Genomic DNA, 21,028 nt, shown 5'->3' with positions numbered 1-21,028 from the left:
TTGTCAAATTAAGCTAGAATAAAATGCTTCTTGTACATAGCTCAAAAATATTTCGATTGGTGTTCTGTAATTCAATGATTTTCTTGGAATATGATTACGTTGATTGCTGACACTGGAAATAAATGTCTGATTCACTTCTCTAAAATCCATTGATTTCGGCAGTCCATTACGACGCAGAATCCCGTTAGAATTCTCGTTTAATGGGCGTTGAGAAGGTGTTCCAGGGTCCGCAAAATATATATCAATATCATGTTGGTTACTAATGGCTTTCCAGTTAGAAAATTCTTTTCCACAGTCAAACGTAATAGATTTAAAGAAGTTTTTAGGGAAGCGAGAAAACCATTGATTAAGGGCAGTTTCAATATCTAATGCCTTACGGCCGTTGGGTTTAATCGTGATAATGACTTTAGATAATCTTTCAACTAAAGTAATGACGGCACTTTTATGATGAATGCCAACGATCGTATCACCTTCAAGGTGACCAAACTCAGAATTGAAATCAGGATAATTATCAGGTCGATCATGGATTGAGCGCTGATACTGTTGTTTTCCCCGTTTTTCCTGATGGCCATTGGGTTTTCTTTTACCTTTCATCGGTAGTGTGTCAATATCAAATATTCCTTTAGAAAATAAACGATAAAGTGTTCTCATACCGCATGAAACAGGCCTTTCTTTTCGCCCGATAATGACGTCAGGCGTCCAACCAAGAGTGACTTTCTCTTTAATGTAATCTACTTCATGAGCAGGTAATTGAATGACTTTTCTCCCACATTTTTTCTTATTTTCTTTATACTGGTGCCAATAATCAAGAGCAGTCTTGCCTTGCTTGAACTTATTGACTACATTATAAATAGTTTGTATAGCACGTCCCATTCGGTTAGCGATTTCAACCGGCTTATTATGTTGAAGATAATATGATTCTATCATTGTCAGTTCGTCTATGGTAAGATGTTTGTAGGTCATTTATGGTTACACTCCTTTGTTTTCTTTCGTCGGAAATACAATTTGAGTGTACCATAAATGCCTTTTTATTTTTCTAACTTAATTTTACAATTCGCGTAATTTAATGCGCTTTAAAGTAGTTTTTTATGATTTGCTTTTTATTAATTTGCTGGCTTTAATGAAATCTCGTTGTATCCAGAATGAGATTAGCAGTGCCAATAGATCAATCAAAATAAAGGCAGCTAATGTCAAAGTATAATTGTGGAACAGTTGATGTGTTAATGATAATAGTAATGGTCCAACAACTCCGGCAGCAGCCCATGCTGTCAGTACATATCCATGAACAGCTCCTAATTCTTTAGTACCAAAGACATCACCTAAGTAGGCTGGGATGACAGAAAAGCCTGCTCCATAACAAGACATCAACAAGCATAATGCAATGACAAATAGGAGCGGTAATTTGAAGATGAGCATGGCTGAAAGCATTACAATATCGAGAATAAAAATGGCACTGAAAGTAGCAGGGCGCCCGATATAATCAGACAAAGTTGCCCATATCAAACGTCCAAAGCCATTGAAAAGGCCTATGATTCCAACCATAATTGCGGCTGTTTGGACAGACATGCCGGTCATACTTTGAGCCATGGGGGATGCAGCTGAGACAAGGCCGATCCCGCATGTAATATTGATAAAGAACATTATCCAAAGAAAAGTGAAGGATTTAGTTTTGAGGGCTTGGTTAGCTGTTAGCTCCGGTCCTCTGGTTAGACGTGTTCCCTTTTTTTGAGAAATGCTATTTTCAGTAGTGCTTGATAGTGCCAGATTTGGACGAACAATAAACTGTGCAGCGAGCAGCATAATAACAAAATAAAATGTTCCTAAGAGATAGAATGTTTGTTCAAGACCAACACTAGCCATTAGCTGTTGAGCAACAGGACCAGTCAGCATTGCTGCAAAACCAAATCCCATAATAGCTAACCCCGTTGCTAAACCGCGTTTGTCTGGAAACCATTTAATAATTGTTGATACAGGGGTAACGTATCCTGCTCCCAGTCCTAAGCCGCCTATGACACCATATGAGAGATATAATAGCCAAATTGAATTTTGATGGATAGCCCAACCAGTCATAATGGTTCCAGTTCCGTAAAGAAAGCTAGCAATAGTTCCCGTTAGTCTAGGGCCTATTTTTTCAACGACTTTGCCCATAAAGGCGGCTGACATTCCCAAGAAGAAAATAGCGATACTAAATGCAAGAGCGACTGAGGATTCTGCCCAACCATTTTGTTTTGCAATTGGATTAGTAAAAACACTCCAAGCATAAACGGAACCAATCATTAAATGAAACATGACACCTGCAAACGCAACAACATAGCGATTTGTTTTCAACAACAATTCCTCCATTTTTGATAATATACGAACAATTTAAACGTTGTTCACAACCATTGTTGGCATATAAGAATAATATCACATTGATTATCACATTTAAACAATTAAATTTTAGTATAAGACGAATTTTAACGTTGGCTAATGAAAAGTACATTTAAGTTAGCTATAGTACTGGGAAAAAACAAATTACGGTTGCTGTTTTTGAACAAATAAAAAAGCACAGGGAACCTAAAGTGCTCCATAATTGTTAGACAAGAAATCTAACAGTTATGGAGCACTTTTTCTATGGTCAAATATAGTTCAGAATTAAAAGCAGAAGTCGTTAGTGAATATCTTCAAGGTGACATTAGTATCAGTCTTCTTTCAAAGAAACGCAACTTGCCTCGAATACAAGTAGGTAGATGGATACAAAACTTTCGTTTGAGCGGCGCAGACGCTCTTAAACGAAGAAGAGTTAAACGAAGTTTCTCAGTTGAGTTTAAAGTTGATGTGATAAACTACTATCAAACTCATGATGAAACTTTAGCCGAAGTATCCGCAAAATTTGATGTTAATTCTTGTCAAATCAGTCTTTGGAGGACAGCCTTCAATCAGTATGGTATAGAAGCCTTGAAGCCTCATCCGAAAGGCAGAAAAACCAAAGTGAAACATAATAAGAAGAAATTACGTAAGTTAGTAAACAAGAACGAAATCGATCAACTTCGTGAAGAATTGACGAAAAAGAATCAAGAATTATATGATGCAAAATTGGAGAACGAAATCTTAAAAAAATCAATGACCCTGTTCGGAACCTCAAAGGACGAAAGAAAACACAAATAGTTGATCAGATCAGGGTTGAACAAGAGTCTCTTCCGAAATCTAACCGGTATAAAGTCGGCGATATTCTTAAGACCATTGAACTTAAGAAAGCGACTTATCATGATGAACGTAAACGTATCAAAAATTATGTAGATAAGTATGAAGATGTAAAAGTAGAGATACTAAAAATTGCCGAAAGCGGAAGATATCGCGGACGTCTAACCTACGGTTATCGTCGCGTTCAAGAAGAGCTCATTAAATTAGATATCCATCTATCAGACGCCGTAGTGCGTCGTTTGATGGATGAATTAAATGTTCAAGTAAGCCTTTATAACCGCCACAGAAATGGTAGATATTCATCTTATAAAGGTACAGTTGGAAAAGTGGCCCGTAACGTTCTACATCAGCATTTTAATGAAACCGTACCTTTCAAAGTATTACATACCGATGTTACACAAGTACGCTTGGCCGATACTAAGTGGGCTTACGTTTCAGCTATTACTGACGAAGCAAGCAAGGAAGTTTTAGCATTTCAAGTAAGTAATAGTCCTAACAGTAAACTAATTATGGATACACTCGATGAACTCACAGAAAATATTCCGGAAGGAATAAAACCAATAATTCATTCAGATCAAGGTTGGCATTATCAATTGAATTACTATACCGATAAACTCTCTGAAAAAAAATTTATACAAAGCATGTCTCGTAAGGGAAACTGTCTCGATAATGCACCAATTGAAAGCTTCTTTCATCTTCTTAAAACAGAATGTCTTAATGGATTTCCACAGTGTAAAGATATTGGATAATTCAAGGAAATCACAAAGAATTACGTCGATTGGTTTAACAATCGACGAATATCACAGAAAACAAAAGGCATGACTCCCTGCGAATACAGGGAACATGCCTTAGCAGTTTAAAAATATTCAATTTTGTCTAACTTTTGTGTTGCACTTTAAATGAGGTGATCTTTTTGAATCTTTTAAGAAATTATAGCTGCTAATGCAGCACCAGTCCGAGAGTTTTTATCGTTTAGGCTATCTTTTGGATGACCTTCAAAACAAACTTGACCGCCGAATTTACCAGCATCGGGTCCCATATCGACTAACCAATCGGCTCGTGAAATTAATTTCAGATTATGTTCAATCAGAATTAATGTATTGCCCTTATCAACCAATCCTTCAAATAAATCGATCAATTGTTGAGTATCCTGTAAGTGCAATCCGGTTGTTGGTTCATCTAATAAATAGATTCGGCCGGTATGATTCAATTCCATTGCTAACTTAACACGTTGCACTTCACCACCAGATAAAGTGGTCATCGACTGGCTAAGATTCAAATAACCAAGTCCAACTTGGTGGAGTAGACTAACCTTTTTGTAGATATCTGGCACATCTTTGAAAAACTCTAAAGTGTCGTTGATAGAAAGACTTAGAACCTCAGAAATATCTTTGCCATGATAAGTGTATTGTAGTGCTTCTTGGCTATAACGTTTCCCATGACACAACTCACATTCTTGAACGATTGGATCCATGAATGCCATCTCGGTGATCATCACACCTTTACCTTTGCAACGGGGACAAGCACCTTTACCGTTATAACTAAATAGTTGTGTTGAAACGCCATTGTTGGCTTTACTGAAAAGCTTTCGTAGAGGATTTAAAATGTTCAAGTAAGTTGCAGGTGTAGAACGAATATTCAAACCTACAGAATCCTGACTCAAATCAATATAGTCTTGATCAGAAACTTGTTGTTTGAAAGCTTGGACTAAAGTACTTTTTCCAGAACCTGCTGGTCCAGATATCACGGTCATTACACCTTGAGGGATTCTGGTAGATACGTCTTTTAAATTATGAGAAGTTACATGATTAACATTTAGCCAAGATTGAGGTTCACGAGGCTTTGGGAAAGTGATTTTTTCTCGTAACATTTTACCCGTAATCGTATCTGACCGTAATAGTTCGTCGTAGGTACCAGTGAAAGTTACTTGACCACCATTTTTGCCGGCTTGTGGTCCCATTTCTACGACATAATCTGCTGTCGAAATAATGGCAGGGTTGTGATCAACTAGGATAATGGTATTGCCATGTTCCTTGAGCTTTTTTAAGGATTGGGTAATTAATTTAATATCGTGAGGATGGAGTCCTACACTTGGTTCATCGAGTACGTAAACTAAATCGGATAGGGAACTCGTCAAATATTTGGCAATTTTAATTCGTTGAGCTTCTCCACCAGATAGAGTATCAGTTCCACGGCCAAGGGAAAGATAACCTAAACCGATGTCGACCAAAGCTTGAACTTTACTATGTAGTTCACGCACCATTGTTTTAGCCTTGGGGTCCGAGATATTATCCAAAAATTTTAGGACACTTACTAAATCCATATCGCTGACTTCTGCAATATTTTTGCCAGCAATTTTACCAGTTAGAGCCTTTTTGTTCAGACGTGTTCCATGACATACTGGGCAAGGTTTTCGAGTGACAATCTTTGATAAGGCAGCTTCATGATGACGACCTGAGGCACTATGAATAACAGAGCGAAGCATACGTGGAACTAGTCCTTCATATAATGCCGTACGGCCCCAATTTGCCGGTGGATTTTTTAATTTTTGTTGCGGAGCGTGCATGAATAAATCATATTCTTCATCGGTGTAGTCTTTAATTTTTTTGTCTAAATCAAATAATCCACTGTTGCCATATTCCTTCCAACGCCAAGTTCTCGGTTGAAAACCGGCAAAAGTCATTGCACCTTCATTGAGTGATTTATTAGGATCAATTAATTGACGTTCATCTATGTCGTCAACAAAGCCTAATCCCTGACATTTTGGACACATTCCCTGAGGTAGGTTAAAGGAAAACCATTCAGAATACCCAACCCAAGGCTGTCCAATTCGAGAAAACATCAAACGTAAGACGGAATAGATGCCGGTGTAGGTTGCCAGAGTAGATCGAGAATTACGACCAATAGGCTTCTGTTCAACCACAATTGCCACTGGTAAGTTGTCGATTCGGTTCACTTCAGGTTGACCGTATTTAGGCAAATATTGTTGGGTGAAACTAGGAAAAGTTTCATTCAATTCACGTCGGGAAACAGCGGCTAATGTATCAAAAACTAAAGAGGATTTACCAGACCCAGAAAGACCAGCAAATACAGTCGTTTTATGCTTAGGAATATCTAAACTGACATCCTTTAAGTTATTTTCTTGAGCTCCATGGATAGAGATAGTCCCATCTGCAAATAAATCAGTCATAAAAACCTCCAACAGTAAATTTATAATTCCATTATACATAGAAATCTCGTTTAACAAAAATAATCGGGTCTAGAATTTTTGGTGTTGGAAAGTATTTCCATTCCAAAAATACTAGGCCCTAATTTAAAAAGCCATTGATAATGGATCAAAAACGGCCACTAGGGTATACCCTGTTGGTCCTAAAATGTTATTCTATATGGACATAAATGAATAACTGATAAAGAAATAATAAACTTAGCAAAAAACAAAGATATTACAAAATTAAATAATTGAACCTATATGGTTGCGTCAAGAATTATGTGTAAATGGAAAAGCCCATTCTGTTGATCAAGTTAAAACATTGATTCTAATGTATCATGTATTTCTTTAAAACCTTTATGAACTCGGCATAGAAACTTTTGATTATAGTTGTTGAATTGAGATACTAGAAATCTCTCCAGAGATTCTTCATTAGGAAATTGCTCTTTTCTTTTGGTATATTTCTTTAATTGTTTGTTAAAACCTTCAATCAAATTAGTTGAATAAATAGTTCTTCTGATTGACGGAGGGAAATTATAAAAGGTTAATATAGCAGGATTCATGAGTAATTTAACTACTCGTGGATACTGCTTTTTCCATTTATCTATCATAAAACTTATTTGATTCATAGCTTCTTCTTTTGAAGCTGCTTGATAAACCAATTTAAAATCATTACAGACTTCTTGTCGGTCACTAACACGAACCTTATGAGCAATGTTTCTAGAGATATGGACACAACATTGTTGAAATTGAGCATTTGGATAAATACTATGGATACTATCGTTAATGCCGCTTAAACCATCAGTTACAACTAATAAAACCTCTTCTAAACCACGGTCTTTTAAGTCTTGAAGTATTTCTTTCCAAACATACGAAGACCCAGTTGGAGCAATACTAAACCCAAGAACCTCTTTGGTCCCATCTAGTCGGATACCTATGACAATATATACAGCTTCTTTTGAGACAGTTTGTCTTTTTAAAGGAATGTGAGTAGCATCCATAAAAATGATTGAGTATTGGGATTCTAAGGACCTTTCTTTAAAAGCAACAACATCTTCAGATACTATTTGAGTGATATTGGAAATGGTTTGTGGCGTATAGTAATGACCATATATTTTTTCAATCAACTCAGAGATTTCAGACATAGTGATTCCTTTTTGAAATAATTGGATAATGGTGGTTTCTAAAGAGTCGTTACTTCTTTTATAAGCAGGCAACGTTTGTTGAGAAAACTCTCCGTTTCTATCTCTAGGAATTGCCAAATTTAATTCTCCAAACTCTGTTTTAAATGAACGAGAATAATTCCCATTTCGGGAATTACCTGAATTAAAACCAGTGCGATTATATTTCTCATAATCAAGAAAAGCCGTTAATTCAGCTTGTAGCAGTGTATTGATAGCTAATTCTAGATGACGACGGAATAAGTCATCCAAATCACCTTTATTGATTAGTGTTTCCATAATTTCTGTAGTAAAATTAGTCATGAGAAAGTCCTCCTATAAGATTTCGGTTGTGGTAACTTTAATTTTACAGAATGGACTTTCTTTTTATCTACCTAAAATTTCTATTTACACAAAATATTTTACGCTATCACCTATATAGTAAGAGTACCTAAACTCAATTAGATACTCTTTCAAAAAAATATAATGGTACTTATTACAACTCAAAGTCCCGACCATGCTTTGGGAGTTTTTACTTCAGCAAGTAACTCCAATAAAACTTTTGGTGTGGAAAAGCCGTTTCTAATAGTGAACCCACTAATTGCAGGTTGAAATTCTTTCTTATAATCATAATAAAATTCACCTTTAGCAGCACTATCTTTTATTTTTTCTAAAATTTCACATAGATTTTTATCTTTTTTAATTTCTGGGGTGGCTAATGCAGTTTCAGTTAATTCTAGAATTTTGTTGAAGGATTTATTATTTTTCATAATAGGATATTAATGTCCCATACCTGCCAAGCCAGAAGCCCAGCCACTAATAACAATTCCTGCAATATTTTCTTTAGCTTCTCCCCAGTTAACCCAGCACTTACTATTATTACAATAAATACCATTATCATATGAACGCGTAGCTGCATCAACTTTTGTACCAAAATTCGTCACAACTAATCCAAACTTTCCAATAAGAGTTAAACTAAATAATTTTTTTCTAATAAATCAATACCTCCTTTTTTCTAAAATAATTATAAATAATTTTCAGAAAAATTTGATAATTATATCATAAAAAGTTTTTTTGAAAGCATAATTGCAATAAAAAATCATTATTAAAACTAATCCCATTTTTATTCTAATCCGAAACACTAAAATACAAGAAAAAACCCGTGGTGCTAGTTAATTTTTTCCTAGAGGAAAATGTCTAAACATGTTGGTAAATCAACAAAAAAACGCATATAGTAGTCTCAAAACTCCCAAGAAATGAGGACTACATATGCGTTCATCAAAATATACTGAACATTATACAGATACTTTTATAACATTCAAGGAAATTATGAGAACTGTTTCTAACATATACCACAATTGTGTACCAGATAAGATTAAAAACCGAAGAAATACTGATCAACTGAAGCAACGCGATACAGTGATTATTGCTTGTGTTATATGGGGCATAATTAATGGCTATACTAGCCAAAGAGCCACGTATAGAGCGGTTTGTTCCGTCTTATTTCCTAATGGTGACTTTCCTAGTAGGAGTCGATTCACTCGCTTAAGTTCAAACTTAGCTTACACTATCAAGATTATTCGATACTTTTTCATCAAGAAGCTCACCAAAGGTGAACTAGTCGGAATTATAGATAGTTTTCCTAGTCCATTATGTAAACCAGTTAGAAATAGACAAGCAAAACTATTGAATCAAATAGCCAAAGTTGGCTATAACTCAACAAAAAAATCTTATTTTTATGGTCTTAAAATTCATATGATCGTTACTAAGACTGGCTTTCCGATTACTTACTCAATCACGAATCCAGGTGTCCATGACGTGAAAGTGTTAGAGACTTTATCGGAAGAAGCGAATCTTCCCAATATCCTAGGGGACAAAGGATATATTAGCCATAAAATCCATGAAAAGCTTGCCCTTAAGGGCATTACTATATCCGTTCCGCCACGTAAAAACATGGATAAATCAGAAAAACTAGACCACAGCTTACTTGGAAAACAAAGAAAAACAGTTGAGACTGTTTGTTCTTCCTTAGAAAAATTAGGTTGTCAAAATTTCAACTCACGTTCTGTTAAAGGGCTAGAGAGTAGATTTGAAAGCATATTACTGGCTTACAGTGTTCTATTAAGTCGAGCACAACGACGTTTTGAAGGAACTTTGAAATATTCTTTAGGATATTAAAATTAACTAGCACCACGGGTATATAGATATATTTTTAACGTGTACAATTGATTCATTCCGATACAAATGAAATGAAGGCAAATAATATTAAATTAGGCGAATGTTTATTTTTTTTTAGGTTTGTCTAATATTTTACTTTAATTTAATAAAAAAGAGGTGTATACTTATGATATTTTTAAAGGAAGGTGGAAATATTTTGAAAGATACAACAAGTCAGTCCAATAAAGAGCACAAACATCGATTAATTCAGCATGCGAATGGTCCCTCTTTAGAGGAAATTAACGGAACTGTCGAGGTACCCAAAGGCAAAGGCTTTTGGAAAACCTTGTTCGCCTATTCTGGACCGGGAGCATTAGTTGCTGTGGGATATATGGATCCAGGCAACTGGTCTACTTCGATTACGGGTGGGCAAAACTTCCAGTATTTATTAATGTCGGTCATTTTAATGTCTAGTTTAATTGCAATGCTATTACAATATATGGCTGCTAAATTGGGAATTGTTAGTCAAATGGATTTAGCTCAAGCAATTCGAGCGAGAACGAGTAAAAAACTAGGAATCATTTTATGGATTTTAACGGAATTAGCGATTATGGCAACAGATATTGCGGAAGTAATTGGCGCATCAATTGCTCTTTATTTACTTTTTAATATTCCGCTTGTCGTCGCAGTCTTTATTACGGTATTTGATGTTTTATTATTATTGTTGTTAACGAAAGTTGGTTTTAGAAAAATTGAAGCAATAGTTGTCTGTTTGATTTTTGTAATTCTTTTTGTGTTTGTTTATCAAGTAGCGTTGTCTGATCCTAATTGGGGGGATGTACTTAAAGGATTGGTTCCGACTGGTGAAACGTTCTCCTCTACACATTCAATTGGTGGTCAAACGCCTTTAACTGGTGCATTAGGAATTATTGGTGCAACCGTTATGCCTCATAATTTATATCTACATTCGGCTGTGTCTCAGACTCGAAAGATAAATCGTACGGATGAAGATGAAATCGCCAATGCTGTACGATTTTCAACATGGGATTCTAACATTCAATTGACTCTCGCTTTTTTTGTTAACTCCTTATTGCTCATAATGGGAGTTGCTGTTTTTAAAACAGGGGCAGTGAAAGATCCATCATTTTTTGGGTTGTATGAGGCTTTATCAAATCCGGATACATTGAGTAACGGAATTTTAATCACCGTTGCAAAATCAGGTCTTCTTTCTACATTATTCGCAGTCGCGTTACTAGCTTCTGGACAAAATTCAACGATTACCGGAACTTTAACTGGACAAGTAATTATGGAGGGATTCATTCATATGAGAATGCCAATTTGGCTAAGACGTTTAATTACGCGTTTGATTTCAGTTATCCCAGTGTTAATCTGTGTAATTATTACAAGCAGGCAAGGAACGATTCGGGAGCACACAGCGTTAAATACACTAATGAATAATTCACAAGTCTTCTTAGCTTTTGCGTTACCATTTTCGATGGTACCATTATTAATGATGACCAATAGTGAGGTGGAAATGGGAAGCCAGTTTAAAAATTCGATAGTTATTCGGATACTAGGATGGGGTTCAGTAATTGGATTGACATATTTAAATTTGATTGGATTGCCCGGCCAAATTGAAGGTTTTTTGGTGAAAAGGTGACATCAAGCCAACTTGTACTAGCTGATTCTATTGCCTATGTCATTATCGTCGCAGTATTACTACTGTTAGCGTGGACAATTATTGAACTGTATAAAGGAAATAAAAAATATAATCAATTAATTAATGAAAGGTAAGATGCACTATGGAAGGATTTGATGAATTTAAAAATATTTTAGTTGGGGTAGATGAATCAGAAGGAGCTCAAAAAGCCTTTCAATATGCTGTAAAGCAAGCGAGTAAAACTGGAGCCGCATTACTGATTGCCTCAATTTTAGAAATTGAAGAGTTGAATGTTTATGAAGCGTTAGACCCTGAGTACTTGAGCCAGAAACGAAGTCAATTGTTACTTAATTTGGAAAAGTACAAACAATATGCAGAAAATAGCGGTGTAAAAAACATTCAGCTGTACAGTGGAGAAGGTGATCCGGCCGAGGAAATTACTAAGACGATTTTGCCAGCAACATCTGCAGATATCTTAATCATTGGATCGCGATCAATGCATGGAATTAAAGGATATTTTGGTTCGCATGCTACTTATATGGTTAAAAATTCTCCAATCTCAATTACAGTTATTAAGTAAATATTGCAGATAATATGTATTTGGGTCAATATCTTGGACAAATTTTAATAGAGATGGTTATGCTATTTCCTCTCTTGACAGGTCTTCAAACTCCTGTGGAGTAGATAACCAATCGAACTAATGTAGCTAAATAGCGCTCGTTTGGCTTCTTCAAAATCTGAGTAAGTAGTCGTATAGACCTCTTCTTTTTTCAATGATGCATAGGAAGATTCAATTATTGTATACTGGCTGCATAAATCCGTTTGTAGAACCATTCCTCCTGGAATGTAATAATGCTTTTTGGATTAGAGTCAATAGCTGAGACACTTTTTACGAGAGATTTTTTATGTTAAGCAGCCAGTATCTTTTTCTAAAATTCAACCGTAGACAGATATGCTAAAGCACTGTGAATTCTGTGGTTGTTATAAAATCCTTGAACGTAACTGAAAATTTGCGCCTTGCTTCTTCAAAAGTTTGATATATTGGTCGCTGGGACACATGTTCTTTCTTCAATAATGCATGGAATGATTCGATTCCTTCGTTATCGTAGGGACAGCCTTTACGGCTGTAGGAATGGTGATAGTTAATTCTTTCAGCCGTTCTTCGTATTCATTACTTGTATACTGCGACCCTAAATCGGTATGCAAAATCAGCCCATTTTCAACATTTCTATTTGAAACAGTGTCCTCAAGGGCTTTTTATACAATAACAGTCGTCATATTACGATCAAAGTGATAACCAATAATTTTTCTTGAATGAAGGTCCATGATGGTTGAGAGATAGCACCATCCATCGTCTAACGTATGGATGTATGTGATATCAGCTACCTATTTCTGATTCAACCTAGTTGTGACTTTTGGATTTAAATGGCAGTATTTTTATAGAGATAAATGGCACTATCTGTGTTTCAGATAGTGCCATTTATCAGTTACCTACCCCAATGTAGTTCTAACTGTTAAAAGTAACTTACTGCATAAGTGATAATCAATCACTTATTATTACTTATTTCAATAAAAGTAATCTCAAAACTGGCTTAAAAAAAATTAACTAGCTATTCCTTAATTTTGAAAGTTTTCGGAGCCATTTTATAAATTACTACTAATCCAATTGCTACATATAAAATACTAATAATCGAAATAAAAATTACATATAAAAAACCGGTTGCTCTGACCTGTGTATTCATATAAGCAAAATAGTAGAATACCCAAGTGATTACCTTATATAGTGGACTTTTAACTGACATATCAACAGTAAAAGGCTGAAGCAAATAATAAATAAATAGCTCATGAAAGGAAAATAGAAGTCCTAGTGCAAGTAATAATAACAGTAATGTTCCAAAAAATTGCCAACTTAAGTAGAAATTATTCAGTACCTGTAACAATACAAATAATAGGAAAATTTCCAAAATAATTAAACTATTATATTTAAAGATTTGTCTTAACCTATAAGTGAACCCTTTCAAAATAGTGGATCTTTCGCGATAAAATGAATAATACAACATTGAAGAATCGCAATTGACAAACAACATTTGTACAATTTGTTTACCAAAAGAGAGAAAATACATTAAAAGGAATAATAGTGGTAAAAGCTGTAACGTATCAACTTCATTAATATAGTTACTGACACCCGCAATTCTCAGACTAGTTAAGCCTACTACAACTATGGAAAATCCAACGAGTAGCGCACGGATTTTTTTATTGAACACTTGACGATAACGACTAAATAACAATGCGTTCAAATACTCGTTTCCCTCTAACCTATCTATCTGGTTATCTTTGGTAACTTGTAGTTGCTTTTGCATTTTCAACCCTTGGCCTATATATTGGTCATTTTCTTGTTTCGTACTTTTAATAGCTTCATAAAATGACAATGATTGTACGATAGTTTTCCTTATAAATTCATTTTGTTTAGGATAATTCCACGCACTTTTGTAGCCAACCAAAATTAAAATTACCCAAACTGGTAGTAACATCCAATTAGTAAAAATACGTGTTAATGGAGCCACTAAATCAAGATAATACAAGCTACCTATAATAACTAAAAAAAAACCTGTAGCAATTGCTCCAAGCCACCGTCGTCTTACTGTACTGTAATTGAGCATATAAATTCGCTGGCAGAAGTTAAATAGTAAAAAGTTTCCTGCTAAATATGAAAGAGGTATAAATAATACCAGCGTCATATTGTTAGCTACGTAGCCATAAAATAAACCTGCAAAAAAATAAAAAATAGCATTTTTTATAATTCCAACAAACTTTTGTCCTAAGATAAACTGATTGCGTGATAAAGAGAACGCTGTATAAAAATCAATCAATTTTTGCGTAGTAATCACTGAAAAGTGGTTATAAAATCCCCAAATAACAACTACTAACAAAAGCCACAGGAACGCCCCTTGTTGCATCATTGGTTGATCAATTTTAGAAAAAACATCAGAAAACTTGTCTCCTTTGAAAAATGTTATTAAAGAGACTTGGGTGAGAATAACTATTACAAAAACAAAGATTTTTATTAAGAAGGAATATAAGATACTCAAAATCGTTAAGAGAATACTCAATAGGCTTTTCAACTCGTAAGCCGCGTATATTCGCTCGTTGATTACTTTTTTAACTCCGGGAATTCGACATAAAAAGTAGAAAATTCCGTTAAGTGTTTTACTCAAGTTATACTTAAAATAATGCCAATCTTCTTTAAAAAAACTAGCTAATACTTTCATCAACTAGCTCCTCCTTGTCCAACAGTAACTGCACTACTTCCCTTTCAAAGTCTTGGTCATGAATACGATTAGCAGGAATCCCTCGTAACTTGCCATGATGCAGTAGCACAACTTCGTCACATAAATCCTGTGCTAACTGCAGAATATGCGTTGAAAAAATAATTACTGACGCAGATTTCATGTGAATAATCATTTCTTTCATTTCGTGAGCCGCCACCACATCAAACGATGTTAAAGGTTCATCCAATAATAATACTGGTGGTTGAACCATTAAGGAAACCAACATTTGAACCTTATTTTGCATACCATGGGAAAAATCTTTAAGCAATCGATGATGATCCTCTTTGTCGATTCCAACCGATAGTAAATAATCCTCTGTACGTTGAATATCCTTAATCTTCTCACGATTGATATCTACAAAAAAGCGGACAAATTCATACGCTGTCATAAATGCTGGTAAGTGAGGTGTAGTGTAAACAAACCCAATGTCAGTATTATCATAGTTTTGAATCTGTTCGTCTTTATCGTTTAAATAAATTCGACCGTCATCTAGTGAAACATTCTGTGAAATACAGTTAAACAGAGTAGTCTTACCAGCACCGTTCCGTCCTAAAAGCCCATAAATTTTCCCCTTTTCAAATTGAAAACTAGCTCTATCAAAAATAAGTTTCTCTCCAAATTTTTTTGTAATATTATCAATTACTAATTCCATTTCCTCACCTCTCTCGTAATACAATAAGTTTACTAGACTATTAGTTTTTTTAAAAGGAAAAGTTAACATGTACTATACACTTGGTGTCCAAAAAAAGAGGGTTTTTGAGACAATATAAATGAACAAAAAAGAAGATTGAAAAATCCGTTTCAATGTCTATTAATGGTAGTTAACTTATTTACTCATACTTAAGACCTAGCGACAATGTACTAACAAAAGTGTAGAATATAAAAGTAAAGAACATGAAGGGAGTGGGTCAAGTGACAGAAATTTTGTCTATTCAACATTTGTCAAAAAACTTTGGTAAAAAGCAAGCACTAAAGAATATTAACTTCACCTTGCAGCAGGGGCAAATTGTTGGGTTAGTAGGTCCTAATGGCGCAGGGAAAACGACGATAATGAAAGCTTTGTTAGGTCTAATTCACTATCAGGAAGGAACAATTCAAATAAACGGGCTACCGATTTCACCGACTAGCCACAAAGGGCTAAAAGAAGTAGGCGCCTTAATCGAATATCCTGGAATCTATCCTTTTCTTACAGGGTATGACCATCTGAAATTATTTTCTGAAACGAAAGATAAAGCGACTATTGACAACCTCGTAGCTATGCTTAAAATGACGGAATATATTCAAAAAAAAAGCAAAGTCTTACTCTTTGGGAATGAAGCAAAAGTTAGGAATTGCTTTAGCTTTACTAAATAGTCCAGAACTCGTTGTATTGGATGAACCAATGAATGGATTGGATCCTCAAGCAACTCGTGATGTCCGGGAAATTATATTATCATTAGCTAAAACTGGTACAACGTTTCTAATTTCAAGCCACATTCTTAGTGAACTAGAAAAAATCTCTGACCAGTTTATTATTATTAATAATGGTGAAATTACTCGTCAATGTTCTATAGATGAATTGAGTCAGTCAGCGAAACATTACTTCCTTTTAAAAACGTCACAGAATGAGTTAGCTAGAGAACTTCTAATAAAAGAAAAGTTTGTTATTGAGAGTCCAACTGAACTCAAAGTAGTTAAAGAGACGGAGGATCAATTAAGTGACATTATCCAACTTATATCGACTAACGGTATACAAGTAAACGATATTCAACACCTTGATAACGATTTGGAAAGTTGTTTACTTGAAATATTAGACGAAAAGAAAGCTGGTGTTCAAGAATGATTTTACTTGTGAAACAAGAACTTTTTAAGTTAACTAAAAAAAAATCTACGTTTATTGCTCCACTATTGTTAGTATTGCTTATTATTGTTGCTGGAATACTTACAAAAAAATATTCCGATGTGATTGCTCCAGATATCATGTTCACCAGTAATTTTAGTGGCACTTCTTGGATTGTTTTTATCATGATTGCTGCAAGTAGTGCAATTATTTCTATGGAATCTCAATACGGAACACTGAAAAATTTACTCTATCGAAAATATTATCGTGGAGAGATTTTGGTTAGCAAATGGTTAACATTAGCTATTTATTCCCTATTTCTATATGTATTAGCAACAGTTACTTCTATGATAGTAAAAATAGCTTTGTTTCCTTCTATCCGTTTTACACAAACATTAGAAAACGGACAAACTTTATTAAAACCTTTAATGTTAAATACACTGGGAAGTTATATTGGCTTATGGCTGATTCTTAGCTTAGTTTTAATGTTAGCTTGTTTTATTAATAGCTCTGGAGCCGCTATTTCTGCTGGAATAGTCTTCTATTTTGCTTCTTCTATAGTATCCGGTATTTTAACAGCTGTCATAGCTAAATGGGAGTGGGTAAAATGGAATCCAATTAGTATGTTAAATTTGCAAAATCAATTGGGGAATGAAAAAATCATGGAACCATTAACGCATTTGTCCACTAATCAATTACTCATGGGAAATGTTGTTTATATTGTTATTTTCTTAGTGTTGGGCTATGTAGTATTTAAGAAAAAGAATATTTGATTTTCGTAAAATAGAAAAAATTGGAGATGATGAAGTATGACCGAGTCAAAGTTAACTAATGAAAGAACAACTATACATGCATTATATAATTGTTTATGTGAGCGAAAAGAACAATCGAATGAGCTATTAGACATTGAAGATGTGCTTTTGCAAGTCTACAAAAAATTAGACACTGTAAAAAATCCCGAAGCATTAATTAATCGCTTAGTTCAATATATCCGCAGTATATCCTTGAAAGGAAGACTACATTACTCTTCAAAGGAAGAAAACTTAATTATCCAGTTAGGAGAATTTGGCAAAAAAGCTGGATTAAATGGATTATATAGAGGAGATTTTTCAGACAAGAGTCAATTTTATAAATTTACAGAAAGTATACAACGCCATAATTAAAAAGTTATTCCTACTAAAGATAGTCAAAAACTTATATGCTTTTGACTAGTTCTTTTTATATTACAACTATGCGATTACAAAAATGTGAGACAAAAAATACTTTTGACTGAAGATGCTACTAAAGTAAGGCATTTTTTTGAGAAGTTTGAATTCGTTTCTTGTGATAAGGGAAGCACTGTGTCTTTTTATAAAGAGTTCTAGCTACTAAAAACAAAAAGGTAAGAAACTTGAAATTTTTTTACCTTTTTTATTTTTATTAATTGTCAAATTAAGTTAGACAATTCCTCTTTGCATATGTGACTCAAGAATACTTCTATTGGTGTTTTATAGTTTAATGATTTTCGAGGGATATTATTTCTTTTCGATGCAATAGATTGGATAAAAGATTCATCAACTTCGTTGAAATCCATTTGCTTTGGTAAACCATTAGAGTTTTCATTTAACCCTCTTTGTGATGGTGTACCAGGATCTGCAAAATAGATATCAATATCATTGATATTACTGATTGATTTCCAATTTGAAAATTCCTTTCCACAATCAAAAGTCATTGATTTGAATAGATGCTTAGGTACAGATTGCATCCATTGGTTCAAACGATTTTCAATATCTATAGCTCGTCTGCCTTCTGGCTGAAGAGTGATGATTACTTTAGATAATCGCTCAACAAGGGTAATAACAGCACTTTTGTGCTTTTTACCCAAAATAGTATCCCCTTCAAGGTGGCCAAATTCTTGATTGAATTTAGAATAATCATTACCTCTGTCACGAAGTGATCGACGAAAAGATTGTTTTCCCCGAGTTTCTTTGTGTCCGTTGGCTTTACGTTTTCCTTTCATAGGTCGGTGAGTCACTTCAAATACGCCTTGTTTAAACATACGATAAAGAGTACGCATAGAACAAGAAATAGAAAACTCTGCACGGCCAACAATCACATCAGGTGTCCAACCTTGAACAACCCTCTTTTGAATATATTCTGTTTGTTCATCTGATAAGACAATAGGACGTCTGCCACAGCGAGTTTTATTCTTCTTGTATTGATTGAAATAATCTAGAGCATTGTGCCCTGTTTTGAAAAATTGGTAAACTTTATGAATCGTTTGTCTAGATCTATTCAATAGTACTGCGGTTTTGGCTACAGATTGATGATTATTATAATACGCCTCTATCATTGCAAGTTCATTTGATGTAAGCTGGGGATAGGTCATTTGTCTTCACTCCTTATAATTCTTTTGCGGGAACTATCTTGAGTGTAGCACAAATGACTTTTTTATTTGTCTAGCTTAATTTTACAATCGGCGGTATAAAAAAAGCGCCCCACAAAAGAGCGTCTTAGTATATTTTTCCTATAACTATTATATCATAAATCGGTAAGTTTTGACCACTTTGAAATTATTACAAATTCAATCATATCAAAACTTACGGACAATCAGCCACTTAAAAACTTTACCTTGCCTTAGGATGGCAGTCTCAGCATCATAAAAACATTGCAGGTCAATCAATTTGGGAAATTGGTCGCATGTTAAATCATGTTAAAGAAAATGATTTGGCACATGGTGATTTTATAAATTGGCTCAAAAAAATAAATATTGAAAGAACCGAAGCCCATAGATTTATGAAAGTTGCTAAGGAGCTTCCAAATGTTGACAATTGGCAACTTTTAAGTAATAGAGCGCTATATACTTGTCCAATCGTTGGACAACAGTCAAATCTGATAACGTTATCAGATAATGGAAGTCGACTTCCAATTTGTGAACGTACACAAATTTAGTAACGTTTCGAAATATCCAAATGTTTGTACGTACCAACATATCAAAAATAGAATACATACTCTAATTTGAGATAACACCAATATCAACCGACGTCGGTTGATTCTTCGCAAAACGAAGAATCACAAATACAATTTTTTGAATCTCTTCCAATTGGCACAATATCAAGCGCATTCACTCATTCCAGTGATCTAGACGTGCTTAGAATGGCAATCTCAACATTAAATATAACTTTATTAAATACTAATGATTGCATTAAAAATTGCTTTTTGAGATAATTGCTAAAAAAGAGAGGATTCTCAAATGGAAAACAAAGATATAGAGCTGATTCAACAAATGGAAAACAAATATGACACTTTTATGCCAGTCTTAACTAATTTAATTGATAGTGTTGAAAAATTTAACTCAATTTACAATAACTATATTGAATTAAAAAATTTTTATGGTAGTGAAAAATGGTTTGAATATATGGAAATTGAAAAAATCCCAGTAAAATGTGGTGTTCTAACAGAAGACCAATTATTTGATATGATTGGTGATCATAATGAACTTCTTGGAGTATTACTTGACCTAACTTCAAAAATGTACAAAAATTTTTAAAAAAAATAAACACCACTTAAGGTGCCATTTCTTGCCTGCTGAACTCATTTTTAGTGACTTTTTATATAGTTTTGATTTTGTTTTATTTTCATCTAACTGTAAACCAAATCATCACAAACGCTTATATATCAATGAAGTTTACTGTAAATTTACACTGTTTAAATGCTAGGTTTAATTCTACAAATTTTTTAAATGTTTCGATTTTGAATTTTATTTCAGGTAAATTACTGGAAGAGTGAGTAGACCAGTCTTTAACGTCACTTCCAATTATAGCTAATTCTTTATGAGCATTAATAATTCCCATTGTTGCCAATTTTCCAGGTTCTAAAATTACGACTTAATCACTTAGTTTTTCTTCTAATCGATTTTTAAAACTAAAATCAATGGAGCGTTCTTTATCTTTATATCAAAGATTCAAATATCTTAAAAATGGTGCAGGATACATTATTTGATAGTTTTCGTGCTGGTCGTCGCAACTATACAATTTTCCAAGTTGGGAAAGCGACCTTGTTAAGAGTAAGTGATGTCATGAAATTAAAGAAAACAGATGTCTTTAATTTTGATGGAACAGTCAAACAAACTGCATTTATTCATGATCAAAAAACAGGTAAGGGAAATATGTTATATTTAAAAACTGTCCAACAAAATTTAATGCTTTATCATGCATGGCTCATCCAACAAAACATGAATTCAGAGTGGTTATTTCCTTCAACTTCTCGTCCTGATCGTCCTATTACCGAGAAACAGTTTTATAAGATTATGGCACGAGTTGGTGATCTTTTAGGAATTAACTATCTAGGAACGCATACCACGCGTAAAACAGGCGCTTATCGGGTCTATACCCAGTCAAACTATAATATTGGCTTAGTTATGCATTTATTAAACCATTCAAGTGAAGCCATGACCTTAACGTATCTTGGATTAGATCAAGCTAGTCGAGAAACGATGTTAGACCAAATTGATTTTGGGTAATGAATGTTTAG

At 34.2% G+C, this 21,028-nt stretch carries 20 protein-coding genes and 4 pseudogenes; 13 read left to right on the top strand and 11 right to left on the bottom strand.

The window, feature by feature from the left end; genetic code table 11:
• Positions 1–3 precede the first annotated feature (3 nt).
• Together RBL01_RS13225 and RBL01_RS13220 are read right to left on the bottom strand one after the other, a co-directional pair.
• Positions 4–963 (bottom strand): IS30-like element IS6770 family transposase, encoded by a 960-nt coding sequence (locus tag RBL01_RS13225; RefSeq protein WP_002293280.1) that lies wholly within the window; start codon positions 961–963, stop codon positions 4–6.
• 123 nt (positions 964–1,086) lie between these two features.
• On the bottom strand, positions 1,087–2,328 hold the full coding sequence (locus RBL01_RS13220; protein ID WP_002334583.1) for an OFA family MFS transporter: 1,242 nt from the start codon (positions 2,326–2,328) through the stop codon (positions 1,087–1,089).
• Positions 2,329–2,613: 285 nt separating this feature from the next.
• Between RBL01_RS13220 and RBL01_RS13215 the strand changes: the two genes are divergently transcribed.
• From RBL01_RS13215 to RBL01_RS13205, 3 genes are read left to right on the top strand one after another with little or no spacing between them, the layout of a single operon-like run.
• Positions 2,614–3,147 carry a helix-turn-helix domain-containing protein gene (locus RBL01_RS13215; protein WP_002331365.1) on the top strand — a complete coding sequence of 178 codons (534 nt, stop codon included), beginning with the start codon at positions 2,614–2,616 and terminating at the stop codon, positions 3,145–3,147.
• On the top strand, positions 3,075–3,932 hold the full coding sequence (locus RBL01_RS13210) for an IS3 family transposase (RefSeq protein WP_309302710.1): 858 nt from the start codon (positions 3,075–3,077) through the stop codon (positions 3,930–3,932). The genes RBL01_RS13215 and RBL01_RS13210 overlap by 73 nt, the downstream gene beginning before the upstream one ends.
• A gap of 9 nt (positions 3,933–3,941) precedes the next feature.
• Positions 3,942–4,043: an IS3 family transposase gene (locus tag RBL01_RS13205; RefSeq protein ID WP_099130717.1), complete on the top strand. Its 102-nt coding sequence runs from the start codon at positions 3,942–3,944 to the stop codon at positions 4,041–4,043.
• Between the two features lie 62 nt (positions 4,044–4,105).
• On the opposite strand, the gene RBL01_RS13200 is transcribed toward RBL01_RS13205, so the two are convergent.
• From RBL01_RS13200 to RBL01_RS13185, 4 genes are all read right to left on the bottom strand, one after another.
• Positions 4,106–6,373, bottom strand: a complete 2,268-nt coding sequence (locus tag RBL01_RS13200; protein WP_200771337.1) for an ATP-binding cassette domain-containing protein — start codon at positions 6,371–6,373, stop codon at positions 4,106–4,108.
• A 332-nt stretch (positions 6,374–6,705) separates the two neighbouring features.
• Entirely contained in the window at positions 6,706–7,875 is a 1,170-nt protein-coding gene (locus RBL01_RS13195) for an IS256 family transposase (RefSeq protein WP_410779664.1), read from the bottom strand.
• Between the two features lie 179 nt (positions 7,876–8,054).
• On the bottom strand, positions 8,055–8,321 hold the full coding sequence (locus RBL01_RS13190) for a hypothetical protein (RefSeq protein WP_002298902.1): 267 nt from the start codon (positions 8,319–8,321) through the stop codon (positions 8,055–8,057).
• A 9-nt stretch (positions 8,322–8,330) separates the two neighbouring features.
• Positions 8,331–8,495 carry a leucocin A/sakacin P family class II bacteriocin gene (locus RBL01_RS13185; RefSeq protein WP_002298900.1) on the bottom strand — a complete coding sequence of 55 codons (165 nt, stop codon included), beginning with the start codon at positions 8,493–8,495 and terminating at the stop codon, positions 8,331–8,333.
• Between the two features lie 325 nt (positions 8,496–8,820).
• On the opposite strand from RBL01_RS13185, the gene RBL01_RS13180 reads away from it, so the two are divergent.
• From RBL01_RS13180 to RBL01_RS13170, 3 genes and pseudogenes are all read left to right on the top strand, one after another.
• Positions 8,821–9,729, top strand: a complete 909-nt coding sequence (locus RBL01_RS13180; RefSeq protein WP_258430544.1) for an IS982-like element ISEfm1 family transposase — start codon at positions 8,821–8,823, stop codon at positions 9,727–9,729.
• A 166-nt stretch (positions 9,730–9,895) separates the two neighbouring features.
• Positions 9,896–11,502: pseudogene (locus RBL01_RS13175) on the top strand (Nramp family divalent metal transporter).
• A gap of 8 nt (positions 11,503–11,510) precedes the next feature.
• Positions 11,511–11,948, top strand: coding sequence for a universal stress protein (locus tag RBL01_RS13170; protein ID WP_002297835.1), 438 nt, complete (start codon positions 11,511–11,513; stop codon positions 11,946–11,948).
• 62 nt (positions 11,949–12,010) lie between these two features.
• On the opposite strand, the gene RBL01_RS13165 is transcribed toward RBL01_RS13170, so the two are convergent.
• The 4 genes and pseudogenes from RBL01_RS13165 to RBL01_RS13150 form a co-directional block, all read right to left on the bottom strand.
• Positions 12,011–12,202, bottom strand: coding sequence for an IS3 family transposase (locus RBL01_RS13165; RefSeq protein WP_143353314.1), 192 nt, complete (start codon positions 12,200–12,202; stop codon positions 12,011–12,013).
• A gap of 95 nt (positions 12,203–12,297) precedes the next feature.
• Positions 12,298–12,778 (bottom strand): annotated as a pseudogene (locus RBL01_RS13160) (IS3 family transposase); the annotation flags it as partial.
• 200 nt (positions 12,779–12,978) lie between these two features.
• Positions 12,979–14,637, bottom strand: a complete 1,659-nt coding sequence (locus tag RBL01_RS13155; RefSeq protein WP_038809773.1) for a hypothetical protein — start codon at positions 14,635–14,637, stop codon at positions 12,979–12,981.
• Positions 14,621–15,349 (bottom strand): ATP-binding cassette domain-containing protein, encoded by a 729-nt coding sequence (locus tag RBL01_RS13150; protein WP_038809774.1) that lies wholly within the window; start codon positions 15,347–15,349, stop codon positions 14,621–14,623. The genes RBL01_RS13155 and RBL01_RS13150 overlap by 17 nt, the downstream gene beginning before the upstream one ends.
• Positions 15,350–15,591: 242 nt before the next feature.
• Between RBL01_RS13150 and RBL01_RS13145 the strand changes: the two are divergent.
• The 4 genes and pseudogenes from RBL01_RS13145 to RBL01_RS13130 all read left to right on the top strand — a co-directional run.
• Positions 15,592–16,519 (top strand): annotated as a pseudogene (locus RBL01_RS13145) (ABC transporter ATP-binding protein).
• The gene (locus RBL01_RS13140) at positions 16,516–17,289 is read left to right on the top strand and encodes an ABC transporter permease (RefSeq protein WP_038809771.1); all 774 of its coding nucleotides are present in this window, start codon (positions 16,516–16,518) and stop codon (positions 17,287–17,289) included. The pseudogene RBL01_RS13145 and the gene RBL01_RS13140 overlap by 4 nt, the downstream one beginning before the upstream one ends.
• Before the next feature lie 36 nt (positions 17,290–17,325).
• The gene (locus RBL01_RS13135; protein WP_038809770.1) at positions 17,326–17,679 is read left to right on the top strand and encodes a bacteriocin immunity protein; all 354 of its coding nucleotides are present in this window, start codon (positions 17,326–17,328) and stop codon (positions 17,677–17,679) included.
• 75 nt (positions 17,680–17,754) lie between these two features.
• Positions 17,755–17,880, top strand: a pseudogene (locus tag RBL01_RS13130) (GNAT family N-acetyltransferase); the annotation flags it as partial.
• A 62-nt stretch (positions 17,881–17,942) separates the two neighbouring features.
• Here the strand turns inward: RBL01_RS13130 and RBL01_RS13125 are convergent.
• The gene (locus tag RBL01_RS13125) at positions 17,943–18,884 is read right to left on the bottom strand and encodes an IS30 family transposase (protein ID WP_200771310.1); all 942 of its coding nucleotides are present in this window, start codon (positions 18,882–18,884) and stop codon (positions 17,943–17,945) included.
• A 311-nt stretch (positions 18,885–19,195) separates the two neighbouring features.
• Here RBL01_RS13125 and RBL01_RS13120 point away from each other — a divergent pair, with 311 nt between their 5' ends.
• From RBL01_RS13120 to RBL01_RS13110, 3 genes are all read left to right on the top strand, one after another.
• Positions 19,196–19,447, top strand: coding sequence for a hypothetical protein (locus tag RBL01_RS13120; protein WP_038810181.1), 252 nt, complete (start codon positions 19,196–19,198; stop codon positions 19,445–19,447).
• A 301-nt stretch (positions 19,448–19,748) separates the two neighbouring features.
• A complete protein-coding gene (locus RBL01_RS13115) occupies positions 19,749–20,045 on the top strand; it encodes a DUF4298 domain-containing protein (RefSeq protein ID WP_002330390.1) in 297 nt (98 codons plus the stop codon).
• 429 nt (positions 20,046–20,474) lie between these two features.
• A complete protein-coding gene (locus tag RBL01_RS13110; protein ID WP_050582853.1) occupies positions 20,475–21,017 on the top strand; it encodes a site-specific integrase in 543 nt (180 codons plus the stop codon).
• The last annotated feature ends 11 nt before the right edge of the window (positions 21,018–21,028 follow it).

This window comes from Enterococcus sp. SB12 (assembly GCF_030910025.2).
Lineage (GTDB): Bacteria > Bacillota > Bacilli > Lactobacillales > Enterococcaceae > Enterococcus_B > Enterococcus_B faecium.
The sequence above is the reverse complement of the archived record's forward strand: the minus strand, read 5'-3'. Positions and strand labels throughout refer to the sequence as shown.